Source organism: Achromobacter sp. 2789STDY5608615 (assembly GCF_001298995.1).
GTDB classification, from domain to species: domain Bacteria; phylum Pseudomonadota; class Gammaproteobacteria; order Burkholderiales; family Burkholderiaceae_B; genus Achromobacter; species Achromobacter insuavis.
In genome coordinates this window covers 1-12,636 of record NZ_CYTY01000077.1, presented here as the reverse complement: position 1 = coordinate 12,636, position 12,636 = coordinate 1, and the positions used below count along the sequence as shown (strand labels likewise).

At 69.9% G+C, this 12,636-nt stretch carries 6 protein-coding genes; all 6 read left to right on the top strand.

Translation table 11 applies throughout. The features are described 5' to 3' along the window. A partial coding sequence (gene gspD, locus AOZ49_RS31130) for a type II secretion system secretin GspD (RefSeq protein WP_156355800.1) occupies positions 1 to 1,533 on the top strand: 1,533 nt, incomplete at its 5' end. Beyond that, positions 1,530 to 2,978, top strand: a complete 1,449-nt coding sequence (gene gspE, locus AOZ49_RS31125; protein ID WP_054435540.1) for a type II secretion system ATPase GspE — start codon at positions 1,530 to 1,532, stop codon at positions 2,976 to 2,978. The genes gspD and gspE, both read left to right, overlap by 4 nt. An 8-nt stretch (positions 2,979 to 2,986) precedes the next feature. Continuing rightward, positions 2,987 to 4,195, top strand: coding sequence for a type II secretion system inner membrane protein GspF (gene gspF / locus AOZ49_RS31120; RefSeq protein WP_054435538.1), 1,209 nt, complete (start codon positions 2,987 to 2,989; stop codon positions 4,193 to 4,195). 210 nt (positions 4,196 to 4,405) lie between these two features. Then, positions 4,406 to 5,647, top strand: coding sequence for a substrate-binding domain-containing protein (locus AOZ49_RS31115; RefSeq protein ID WP_054479757.1), 1,242 nt, complete (start codon positions 4,406 to 4,408; stop codon positions 5,645 to 5,647). A gap of 203 nt (positions 5,648 to 5,850) precedes the next feature. Further along, on the top strand, positions 5,851 to 7,029 hold the full coding sequence (locus AOZ49_RS31110; protein WP_231690495.1) for a PstS family phosphate ABC transporter substrate-binding protein: 1,179 nt from the start codon (positions 5,851 to 5,853) through the stop codon (positions 7,027 to 7,029). A 200-nt stretch (positions 7,030 to 7,229) separates the two neighbouring features. Further along, positions 7,230 to 12,476, top strand: a complete 5,247-nt coding sequence (locus AOZ49_RS31105) for a filamentous hemagglutinin N-terminal domain-containing protein (RefSeq protein WP_082380660.1) — start codon at positions 7,230 to 7,232, stop codon at positions 12,474 to 12,476. The last annotated feature ends 160 nt before the right edge of the window (positions 12,477 to 12,636 follow it).

Genomic DNA, 12,636 nt, shown 5'->3' with positions numbered 1-12,636 from the left:
GGCACGGCCTCGGGCGCCAGCGCGCCGCGGGCCGGCTACGGCGCGCGCGGCGCCGAGGGCGGCTTGCAGGGCGGCGCCGGGCGCAAGGGCGACGGCGGCGCGTTCGCGGCCGGCGGCGTTACGGTGCAGGCCGACGCCACCACCAACACCCTCATCATCGCCGCGCCCGAGCCGATGTACCGCAGCCTGCGCAAGGTCATCGACCTGCTCGATCAGCGCCGCGCCCAGGTGCTGGTGGAAAGCCTGATCGTCGAGGTCACCGAACGCGACGCCTCGCAGCTGGGCATCCAGTGGATGCTGGGCGGCGGGCGCGTCTACGGCGGCGCCAACTTCGGCGGCAGCGGCATCGCCCAGGGCGCCAAGAACAGCATCGACGCGCTGCCCCGGGGCCTGAGCGTCGGCGTGGTGCGCGGCACCATCAACATCCCCGGCGTGGGCGAGGTCACCAACCTGCAGATGCTGGCGCGGGCGCTGCAGACCACCGGCGGCAGCAACATCCTGTCCACGCCCAACCTGCTGACGCTGGACAACGAGCCGGCCTCCATCATGGTCGGCAAGACGGTGCCGTTCGTCAGCGGCCAGTACGTGACGCCGGGCAGCACCAACAGCAACCCGTTCCAGACCATTCAGCGCGAGGGCATCGGCCTGAAGCTCAACATCCGCCCGCAGATCTCGGAAGGGGGCACCGTCAAGCTGGACATCTACCAGGAGGTCAGCAACATCGACAACCAGACGTCGCAGGCCGCCGCCGGCCTGGTCACCAACAAGCGCGCCATGGACACCAGCGTGCTGCTGGACGACGGCCAGATCATGGTGCTGGGCGGCCTGTTGGAAGACAGCGTGGTCAACGGCCGCGACGCGGTGCCGGTGCTGGGCTCGATCCCGGTGTTGGGCGCGCTGTTCCGCTACGACACGCGCGAACGCGTCAAGACCAACCTGATGGTGTTCCTGCGGCCCTACGTGGTGCGCGATTCGGCGGGCGGGCAGGGCCTGACGCAGAGCCGCTACAACTTCATGCGGCGCGCGCAGAGCCGGGTGCAGCCGGCCGGCAATCCGTTGCTGCCCGACATGACGGCGCCGGTGCTGCCGCCGGCCGGCGTGCCGGTGGCGGGCGACCCGTACGACTTGCGCGGCCCGGCCCTGGCCGAGACCCTGCGGCGCGATCCGCCGGCCACGCAGACCGAGTCGCGCCGGCGCGAACTGCCGGCCGACCCCGACAAGGGCCAGGAGCCGCCGGTGCGCACGAGGCTGCCGGCCGGGCTGACGCTGGCCAGCGATCCGGCCGCGCTCTATGGTGAGACGAACGCCACCACCAGCGTGCTGCAGTTCGCCGACGCGCCGACCGACCGCGAGGCCGACCAGATCGCCCGCCGGGTCCAGGTCAGCGGCTTGAAGGCGTACGCGCTGCTGGGACCGGGCGGATCCGGCTACGTGGTGCGCGCCAGCGTGCCGCGCGACCAGCGCTCGGTCGACACGGCCTTGCAGCTGCTGCGCGAGCTGGGCTACCAGCCCGAACTGGTGCTGTCGCCATGAACGCCCGCGACGACAGCCGTCCGCCGCTCAAGCTGCCCTATGCCTGGGCGCGCCAGCACCGCGCGCTGCTGCTCTGGCATGGCGGCGGCGTGGGCGAACTGGTCATCACCGACCAGACCCCGGCCTGGGCCGTGACCGAGGCGCGGCGCCGCTATGGCCCGCTGCCGCTGCGCCGCGTCGCCGACGCCGAACTCGACGGCCTGCTGGCCGCGGCCTACGCCGATGCCGGCGACGCGGCCTCGGTGGTGGGCGCAGCCGAGAACGAGGTCGACCTCGACCGGCTGCTGCACGAGATGCCCGAGGTCACCGACCTGCTGGACGCGCAGGACGACGCGCCGGTGATCCGCATGATCAACGCCTTGTTCACCCAGGCCGCGCGCGACGGCGCCAGCGACATCCACATCGAGCCCTACGAAACCCACTCGGTGGTGCGCTACCGCGTCGACGGCGGACTGCGCGACGTGGTGTCGCCGCGCAAGGCGCTGCACGGCGCGCTGATCTCGCGCATCAAGATCATGGCGCACCTGGACATCGCCGAGAAGCGCCTGCCGCAGGATGGCCGCATCGCGCTGCGGGTGGGGGGACGGCCAATCGACATCCGCGTCTCGACCGTGCCCACCGGCCACGGCGAACGCGCCGTGCTGCGCCTGCTGGACAAGGAGGCCGGCCGCCTGCGGCTGGAAAAGCTGGGCATGGCGCCGGGCGTGCTGCACGAGCTGGACCGGCTGGTGCACCAGCCGCACGGCATCGTGCTGGTGACCGGTCCCACCGGCAGCGGCAAGACCACCACGCTGTACGCCGCGCTGGGGCAGATCGACGCCGCCACCTCGAACGTGCTGACGGTCGAGGACCCGGTGGAATACGATCTGCCGGGCATCAGCCAGATCCAGGTCAACGCCAAGATCGACATGAGCTTCGCGGTGGCGCTGCGCGCCATCCTGCGGCAGGACCCGGACGTCATCATGATCGGCGAGATCCGCGACCTGGAGACGGCGCAGATCGCCGTGCAGGCTTCGCTGACCGGCCACCTGGTGCTGGCGACGCTGCACACCAACGACGCGGTGTCGGCGCTGACGCGGCTGACCGACATGGGCGTGGAGCGCTTCCTGCTGGCTTCATCGCTGCTGGGGGTGCTGGCGCAGCGCCTGGTGCGGCGCCTGTGCCCGGACTGCCGCCGGCCGTCGCCGCAGGAGCCGGGCCTGTTCGAGGCGGTCGGCTGCCCGGCCTGCAACCACACCGGCTACCGCGGCCGCACCGGCATCCACGAGTTGTACATCGTCGACGACGCGCAGCGCGGCCTGATCCACGAAGGCGCCGGCGAGCAGCAGCTGCGCGTGGCCGCGCAGCGCGCCGGCATGAAACTGATGCGCGAGGACGGCGAGCGCTGGGTGCTTGCCGGCCAGACCTCGCGCGAGGAAATCATCCGCGTCACGCGGGACGGGTAGGGCGGACCATGCCGGATTTTCGTTTCGAGGCGGCCGACGCGCACGGCAGGATCCAGCGCGGCGTGCTGAGCGCCGACACCGCCCGCGCCGCGCGCGCGCAGTTGCGGGCCCAGGGCCTGACCGCGCTGGCGCTGCGCCTGACGGCCAGCCGCGGCGCCGGCTCGATCGAGCTGTTCGCCGCCAAGCTGTCGGACAGCGACCTGGCCTGGGCCACGCGCCAGCTCGCCAGCCTGCTGGCCGCCGGCCTGCCGCTGGAAGGCGCGCTGTCGGCCACGGTCGAGCAGGCCGAGAAGAAACACATCGCCGACACCTTCTCGGGCGTGCGCGCCGACGTGCGCGGCGGCCAGCGTTTTTCCGACGCGCTGAACGCGCGGCCGCGCGACTTTCCGCCGATCTACCGCGCGCTCATCAAGGCCGGCGAGGACTCCGGCGACCTGGCGCGCATCATGGAGCGGCTGGCCGACTACATCGAGGAACGCAACGCCCTGCGCGCGAAGGTGCTGACCGCCTTCATCTATCCCGCCATCGTCGGCGTGGTGTCGATCTGCATCGTCGTGTTCCTGCTGGCCTATGTGGTGCCGCAGGTGGTCAGCGCGTTTTCGCAGGCGCGCCAGGAACTGCCGTGGATCACCCGCGCGATGCTGGCCGCGAGCGACTACGTGCGCGCCTGGGGTGGCCTGAACGCGCTGGCGGCGGCGCTGCTGTTCGGCCTGTGGCGGCTGTCGCAGCGCGCCGAGGCGGCGCGGCTGGCGTGGCACGCGCGCATTCTGCGGCTGCCCATGATCGGCCGCTTCGCGCTGGGCGTGAACACCGCGCGCTTCGCCGCCACGCTGGCGATCCTGGCGGACGCCGGCGTGCCGCTGCTGCGCGCCCTGGAGGCGGCGCGCCAGACCCTGGCCAACGAGTGCCTGCGGCGCGCGGTGCTGGACGCCACCGAGCGCATCGAAGGCGGTTCGGGGCTGGGCGCGGCGCTGCGCCAGCAGAAGGTCTTTCCGCCGCTGCTGTGCCACCTGGTGGCCAGCGGCGAGAAGACCGGCACGCTGTCGCGCATGCTCGAGCGCGCCGCGCAGACCCTGTCGGCCGACATCGAGCGGCGCGCCATGGCCATGACCGCGATGCTGGAGCCGTTGATGATCCTGATCATGGGCGGCGTGGTGCTGACCATCGTGCTGGCGGTGATGCTGCCGATCATGGAAATCAACCAGATGGTGGGGTGAGGGCGGCGCTTGAAACGCGAGAACTCCGCACATCTCCGCACATTCTTACCTCACTCCACACCTTTTTTCCCGTCGCTGTCACCTCGCTTGATCAACATGTCTTCAACGCGTCAGGCCGGTCTTTGCAGAGTGCCGCCGGATGCGTTCTCGGGTCCATCCGTTCTTTTCTCCACAAGCAGTTCTCTCCTAAACGAGTGCAAGGAGCAAGACATGTTCAATCGCAATTCCCTGGTCGCCGCGCTGTCGGCGGTCGGCATGCTGTCCCTGTCGGGCGCCGCCCTGGCGCAACAGGTCGTGGTGTCCGGCGGCGCGACGCTGCCCCAGCCCCTGTACCAGGACGAAATCAACAGCTTCCCGGCGTCCACGTTCAAGGCCTACGTCGGCAAGGGCAGCGGCGCGGGCAAGACCGCGTTCCTGACCAACAGCGCCGTCGGCTTCGACAGCACCGGCGTGGTCCACTGGATCGGCAGCGATTCGATCCTGACCCAAGTGCAGATCAACGACTACCTGACGACCGGCCTGGGCAAGCTGGGCACGCCGACCGGCCACGGTCCGCTGATCCAGATCCCGTCGGTGGGCACGCCGGTCACGATCTCGTACAAGGGCCCCACGGCCGATATCACCCTGACCAAGGCGCAACTGTGCGGCGTGCTGTCGGGCAAGTTCACCAAGTGGAGCGATGTCGGCGTGTCGTCGGGGTCGGCCCCGGACGCCTTCAAGGTCATCTACCGCTCGGAAAGCAGCGGCACCAGCGAACTGCTGACCCGCCACCTGCAAGCCGTGTGCGGCGCCGACTCGAACGTCGCGTTCCAGGGCAAGAGCACGTTCGCCCAGGAATTCCCGAGCAACACGCCCCCGGCCAACTTCATCGCCGCCACCGGCAGCGGCGGCGTGGCCACGGCCATCAGCGCCCAGGATTCGGCCATCACCTACCTGAGCCCGGATCCCGCCTTCACGGTCGCGCTCAAGCAGGCTGCGCTGGTCAACCGCAACGACGAAGCCGCCGGCGGCTTCTCGCCGGACTCGGAAAACGTCAGCACCGCGCTGGGCAGCACCGCGGCCCTGCCGCCGGCCAACGGCGTGATCGAACGCAATCCCTCGGGCGCGAACTGGTCCAACACGAACAACCAGGCCAACCCGTTCAACTGGGTGCGCTCGTCGGTTGATCCGTCCACCGGCTACCCGATCGTCGGCTACACCAACTTCGTCATCAGCCAGTGCTACACGGACTCGGCCGTGGCCAACGCCATCAAGAGCTTCCTGACCTCGCACTACTCGGCGGCGAACTCGGTGGTCGGTGGCGCCAACCCCGGCAAGATCGACCAGCACAAGCTGGTTCCGCTGACCAACACCAACCGCGCTCGCGTGCTGGCCGCGTTCGTCAACGGCACGACCGCCAACCTGAACATCAACAACGCCACCATCTGCGGCAGCTACGCCGGCCGTGGTTGATCTTCAGGTCGTTCAGTTGAACCGGTAGTCACCGCAGGACAGGGGGGGCGACTGATGCTTGTCGGTGGCTCCCCTTTTTTTCGTGCGCGGATCCCCTGATCCGACCGTGTGCGGCAACTACGCTGGCCACGGCTGACGAGTGTCCGGCCGTGCCGTCGGTCTCACAGGAGTCCATGATGCGCGCATGCCTTCGACTTGTCCTGATGGCGGCATTCGCCCTTCCGGGCGGCGCCGCGCTGGCGCAGAACGTCGTCTCTGGCGGCGCCACCTTGCCCGCGCCGCTATACCAGGACGCCATCGCCGACCTGCCAGGTGGCGGGCTGCAGCCCTACGCGGGCGCCGGCAGCGCGGCCGGGCTGCGGGCCTTCCTGCTCAATGAGCCGGGCGCCTTCAACCGGACCGGCGCGGTTCACTGGGCAGGCAGCGAACTGCCGTTGACGCAGGCCCAGATTGCCGCCTACCTGACGGACGGGTGGGGCAGGCAGGGGTATCCGGCCAGCCATGGCCCGTTGATCCAGTTGCCGGCCGCCTACGTGCCGATCACGATCGCCTACAAGGGACCGACGCAGCCTGTGACCCTGACCCGCGGCCAGCTCTGCGCCATCTTTGGCGGCGCGATCGATCGGTGGAGCCAGTTGGGCGTGACGGTTTCGCCGTCGCTGGACGCCTTCAAGCTGGTGTACCGGGCCGATGGCAGCGGCACCTCGCAACTGCTGACGCGGCACCTGCAGGAGGCCTGCCGCGTCAACGCGCCGAAGGCGTTCAGCGGCAAGGAGGTATTCCCGGAAGAGTTTTCCCCGGGCGGCCTGCCGGCCCATTTCGTCGCGGCGCGAGGCGACGGCGGGGCCGCGGTCGCCATGGCGGGCCATGTGTCGGCCATCACTTACATTGGACCGGATGCCACCTATTCCGGCGGCCTGAAGCAGGCCTGGCTGGTCAATGGCAACGACGGCGTGGCCTATTCGCCGACGCCGGCCAACGTCGTGGCCGCCATGGAATCCGACGGCGCGCCGGGCTGGCCTGGTGGCCAGGTGATCGAGCGCAGCCCGGCGGCCCCCCTTTGGGCGTCCGCGAACAATGCCGCCAATCCGTTCAACTGGGTGCGCATCCAACCGGATCCGCGCAATGGCTATCCGATCGTGGGCTCGACCAATATCGTCCTGAGCCAGTGCTACAGCGATCCGGCGGCGGCAGCCGCCGTGCGGCTGTTCCTGACGCGTCTCTACAACGACACGGCGCGCGTCGCCAATCATCAGTTGGTGCCATTGCCAGCCATGTTGCGGGCCAGGTTGCTGGCGACGTTCGTGGCGCCGGCGGGGACCGCCGCCAGGTTGAATATCGGCAACGCCACCGTGTGCGGCGACATCGCTGGACGTGGCTGACCGGCCGCGAACGGCACTGTTACGCCACTCCACACCTTTTTTCCCGCCGCTGTCATCTGGCGGACACATCATTACCCATAGCCGCGGTGATTCGCCGCGCGCGGTCGCGCACGCCGTGATCGCGCGCGGTGACGCGGCACCGGCCCCCCAAAGCGACAGCCGTCAGCAGCGGCGCAGACATCCAGGATCAGAGAACCCGCATGAACCAGCACACAGGCAGCGCATCCCGAGGCGGCAAAGGCAAACAACGGGGGATTCCCGCATTCCGGCTGTCGCCAGCCATGCACGCCCTGGTGCTGGCCTTGTCAGCCACGCCGGCGCTGGCCGCCGGCCCGGCCTTCGGGCCGGGCTGGTTCTCCGACAAGCGGGCCACGCAGGCCCAGACCGCCGCCACCGGGCGCCTGCCGGGCGGCGGACTGGCGGGCATTCCGTCGACGCTGCGCGACCAGCAGCGTGCCAATGAACAGCTTCAGCGTTCGCTGGCCAATCTGAACCGCAGCGCCACGGCCATCGCCGCGCAGCAGGCCGCGCAGGCCGCGGCACGCCAGGCAGCGATGAATCAGGCGATCACCGTACCGGATGGGATCGGTGAGGGCGGTCTGAAAGTGGATGCCAATCCGCTGACGGCCGGCTGGATCAACGCGCGCGCCTTGACGCCTGATTCGCAGTCGGTGCGCGGCGGCCGTACCGTTGTCACTGTCGAACAGACCGCGGACAAGGCCATCCTGAATTGGGAAACGTTCAACGTCGGACGCAACACCACGGTGTCCTTCCAGCAACAGAGCGCGTCGTGGTCGGTGCTGAACCGGGTCAACGACCCGCGCGCGCGTCCCAGCCAGATACAGGGGCAGATCGAGGCTCCGGGTACCGTCATGCTGATCAATCGCAACGGTATCGTCTTTTCCGGCAGCAGCCAGGTCAACACCCGCAACCTGGTGGCCGCCGCGGTGGGCATGAGCGACGACCAGTTCCGCAAGGGCCTGTACAGCGCCAAGGCCGGCGACGGCGTGAACGAGCGCTATACCCCCAGTTTCGGTAACGACCTGACCGGCCTGGGCAATGGGGCGCAGGCCAGCAATGCCAGCGCGGGCGTGCGCGTGGAAGCGGGCGCCCGCATCCAGACCGCCGCGCCCGACAGCGTGACGCAAGGCGGCGGCTATGTCCTGCTGCTGGGGCGCGACGTTCACAATGCGGGCCAGATATCGACGCCGAATGGCCAGGCCGTGCTGGCGGCGGGTGATACGTTCATCATCCGGCGCGGTCTTGGATCCGATGTCAACACCATTTCCACCACGCGCGGCAACGAAGTGTCGGCGCGCCGCAATGCGGGGAGCCAGGCAGGCGCGGTGGCCAACACCGGCCTGATCCAGTCGCCGCTGGGTGACATCACGCTGACCGGGCACGACGTGCGCCAGCTGGGCGTGGCGGTGTCCAGCACCTCGGTGACCACGCGCGGCACGGTACACCTGCTCAATTCCGCCAGCGACACCAGTGGCACGATTCTGCTGGGCAAGGATTCCACCACCACGATCCTGCTGCAGGACGACGGCGCGACCGCGCTGGATACCCAGCGCGACGCGCTGGTGCGTCCGGTGCTGGACGAGGCGGACGCGTACAGGGCGGCGGGCCAGGCGTTCGATCACCTTTCCAGCCTGCCCGATCGCCGTGACCAGTCGCGCATCGAGCTGACCAGCGGCGGCACGATCGAGGCGCAGGATGGCGCGTTGGCCCTGGCCACTGGCGGCCAGATCTCCATCATGGCGAATCGCCGCACCTTGTTGAACGACGGCGCGCTGCTGGATGTCGCGGGCGCCGTCGGGGTCAAGGTGACGATGGAGTCCAACAACCTGAAGGTCAACGTTCAAGGCAACGAGCTGCGCGACGCGCCGGTCAATCGGGAAGGCAAGCTCCTGAACAACAGCGATATCTGGGTGGATCGGCGCGCGTTGGTGCAGGTGGCCAAGGGCGTCAATGGCTATGAGCGCGAGCGTTGGTGCACCGCGGGCGGCCTGCTGGAGGTGGGCGGCTATCTGGGCACCAGCCGGCATGGCATCGGCGAATGGGCCGCGGTGGGCGGCACGGTGACGGTGGAAGGCGGCGAACTGGTGACCCGCCAGGGGTCGCTCATCAACATCTCCGGCGGCACGCTCGACGTGGCGGGCGGGTATATCAAACAAAGCTGGGTGCGGGGCGACGATGGCCGCCTGTACGAGGTCTCCCGCGCGCCGGGCGATCTGCTCTACAAGGGGCTGTACCGCGGTTACGAAGACACCCATGGACGTTGGGGCCAGAACGCGACGCGTTATTTCTACAACGCGCTGCTGGCGCCGCGGGAGCGCTACGAGGACGGCTACACCGCCGGCCGCGATGCCGGCCGGCTGGTCGTCGGCACGAGAGCCGCGGTGGTGGAGGGCGCCATTGTCGGCGTCGCGTTCGAGGGCGAGCGCCAGACGCAGGCGCGCCAGGCGGTGGAAGCGGGCTTGCGGCAGCAGACCGGCTATCAGCAATCGCAGCTGGCGCGGGCGCAGGCCGGGCAATTGATCGTCGGTCGCTACGTGCCCCGGCAGATCACCAACGGCGGCACCACCAGCTGGGGCTATGACCTGGCCGGGGCGGCGAGACAGGTCCTGTTTGCCGACGGTGTGCCGCCGCTGGCGGCCCGGCTGGGGCTCAACGACCCCCTGCCGGCCGCGCGCCGGGACGCCGTGTGGCTGGACGCCGGCGCGCTGGATCTCGGCCAGATCACCGCCATCGCCGGGTCCGACGTCACGGTTCGGCAGAACTTGCGGGTGGCGGCCGGCGGTTCGATCGAACTCTACGCGCCGACCGTTTCCATCCAGGGCGACCTGACGGCGCGTGGCGGCCGGGTCGCTGCCGGCAACGTATTGGCCAGCGTCGAGCGCGAGACCTTCCTGGCGCCGGCCGCCAATACCTCCGCGCGGGTGGAAGTCGCGCCGGGCGTCACGATCGACGTCAGCGGCCTGTGGGCCAACCTGCGACGCTCGCCGGAGGACGCGGATGCGTCGGTGTGGCGCAATGGCGGCCAGATTTCGCTGCGCGGCACCGGCGCGGTGGCGCTGGCGGCCGGCAGCCTGCTGGATGCGCGGTCGGGCGCGGTACTGGACGTCAAGGGCAAGCTGGCGGGCGGCAAGGGCGGCGACGTGGCGCTCGAAATGGTCAGCCTGAACGGCAGCGTGGCCGGTCCGGGACCGGTCGGGGTGACCCTGGATGGCGACGTGCGGGGCTATGGCGTGGCGGGAGGCGGCAGCCTGCGTATTTCCGCCAGCCGGGCGCTGCTGAGCGACCATGCCGATGCCGACGCCGGGCCCGGCGGCGTGGTCCTGCGCGGTGACCTGTTCCAGCGTGGCTTCGCGCGCTACGACATCAATGGCGACCAGGGCTTGAAGGTGGCCGACGGCATGCGGCTGGACGTGTCCATGCCGGTCTATCGACTGGCCTCCGACAGGCCGGACCCGCAGGCGGCCGCGTTCGACGACGTCCTGGCGTTGTGGACGCCGCCGCTGTTCCAGGAAAACGCGGCGACCGGCCGCATGAGCCAACGCCAGGGCGCCAGCCTGTCGCTGTCGTCATTCGTGCCCTCGACGCCATCGCCGGCCGGCACCCTCGACATCGGCAAGGACGCGCTGGTGCAGGTGGATCCGGGCCAGTCCATCCGCCTGCAGTCTCGCGGCCTGATGCGCATCCAGGGCACGCTGCGCGCGCCGGGTGGCCAGATCGTGGTGGCGCGTGGGGCGGATGACCAAGGCAATGTCGCGCAGTTGGGCGGCCTGCCCAACTCCGTGTGGATCGAGTCGGGCGCGCGGCTGGACGTGGCCGGTATCGCCGCGACCGCGGTCGATGCGCGAGGTCGCCGCTACGGCAAGCAACTCGACGGCGGCCGCATTGCCGTCGATGGCGAATTCGTGGTGATCCGCCCGGGCGCGACGCTGGACGCGTCGGGGACGGCCATGACGGTCGATATCCTGCAGGATGACGGCACCGGCGCCGGCGCCCGGCTGGTCGGCGGACGGGGCGGGGAAATCGCGCTGAGCGCGATGGCCGGGCTTTACCTGGACGGCGCGATGCGGGCCGCGGCCGGCAGCGCCAATGCGGCGGGCGGCGCGCTGTCGCTCAAGCTCGAAACGCCGCTTTATGCCACCGGCACCGCGCCAGCGCTGATCCGCCCGCGCGAATTGCTCATTTCGCAGCAGGCGGGCGCTAGCCTGCTCCCGGCCGACGCCAATGCGGCGACGGCCGCGCTGACCTACGGCCTGGGCCGGATCGGCGCGGATCAGATCGTCGCCGGCGGTTTCGGCGACGTGTCGCTGTACGCCCGCGACCTGTTGACCTTCGACGGTGACGTGACGCTGCGGGCGCGGCAATCGATCAGCCTGTACCAGGGCGCGTTGGGCAACACCCAGGCGGGCGCCACTGTCCGCTTGATTGCGCCTTATGTGTTGCTGAGCGGCCGGACCAACCTGTCTGCCAGCATCGCGCAGCAGGTCGACGCCACGCTCAACGCCTGGAAGCCGTCCGCGTTGCCGGCGGCCGCCTTGCTGCAGGTCGAGGCGCAGCATATCGACATCCGCAACCGGGTCAGCATCGGCATGTCCGGCGCCGTGCAGCTGGGTGGCGGTGTCCAGCAGGCCGTCGAGCGCCGGGGCTATGACGGCCTGGCCTTGCGCAGCCAGGGCGACGTGCGGTTCCTGCCGGCGAATCCGGGCTCCGAAATGCCCATGAGCGGTCAGGCTGATTCCAGCGCCGTTCTCTCCCCGGGCGATGTGGTGCTGGCGGGGCAGCGCATTTACCCAGCCACGGGCGCCAAGGGGCTGGTGGCGGCGGGGTGGCAAGGCGTCCGCGTGCCTTATGACGCCAACCGGGTCATCCGGATCGAGGGCGTGGCCGGCCCTCAGGCGGGCGCGGCGCCTTTGTCCGTCCTGGGCACATTGACGCTGAACGCTTCCAACATTGAACAGGGCGGCAATGTCTATGCGCCGCTCGGCCGCATCGTCATGGGCATCGGGATCGATGACGCCAGCCGGCGGATCAGATTGCTGCCGGGCAGCCTGACATCGGTCAGCGCCGCGGGGCTGACCGTGCCCTATGGCGGTACCGTGGACGGCCTGAGCTACCTGTACCAGGGCCTGGCAGTGGAAGCCCTGGGCGTCGGCGGCATGGACATCTTCAAACTGGCGCGCGGCATCTCATTGTCGGGGGGGGGCGGTCTCGGTGGATGCGGGCGCCGTCATCGATCTGTCCGGCGGCGGCACGCTGGCCGGCGCGGCGTTCGTGAGCGGGCGAGGGGGCTCGACCGATCCGCTTTTCCATCCGTTGCCGCGTTTCGATGCGGCGACCGGAAAATTCGACCTGCCGACTTTGGCCGACCGGCCGGTCTACGCGATCATGCCGGGTCTGGCGGATGGCTATGCGCCGGTGGCGCCGCGTGACGATGCCGCGAACTACGCGGGCTCGCGTCCGCGCATTGGCGAGACCATCACGATCGGCGCCGGCATTCCCGGGCTGGCGGCCGGCACGTACACCTTGCTGCCGTCCTACTATGCGCTGCTGCCTGGCGCCTTCCGCGTCGAACTGGGGCAGGGCGCTCTG

What these genes read in the sequence shown, in the direction of transcription:
- gspE (WP_054435540.1), top strand. Translation starts at nt 1,530, where the DNA reads ATGAACGCCCGCGACGACAGCCGTCCGCCGCTCAAGCTGCCCTATGCC.
- AOZ49_RS31110 (WP_231690495.1), top strand. Translation starts at nt 5,851, where the DNA reads ATGGCGGCATTCGCCCTTCCGGGCGGCGCCGCGCTGGCGCAGAACGTC.
- gspF (WP_054435538.1), top strand. Translation starts at nt 2,987, where the DNA reads ATGCCGGATTTTCGTTTCGAGGCGGCCGACGCGCACGGCAGGATCCAG.
- AOZ49_RS31105 (WP_082380660.1), top strand. Translation starts at nt 7,230, where the DNA reads ATGAACCAGCACACAGGCAGCGCATCCCGAGGCGGCAAAGGCAAACAA.
- AOZ49_RS31115 (WP_054479757.1), top strand. Translation starts at nt 4,406, where the DNA reads ATGTTCAATCGCAATTCCCTGGTCGCCGCGCTGTCGGCGGTCGGCATG.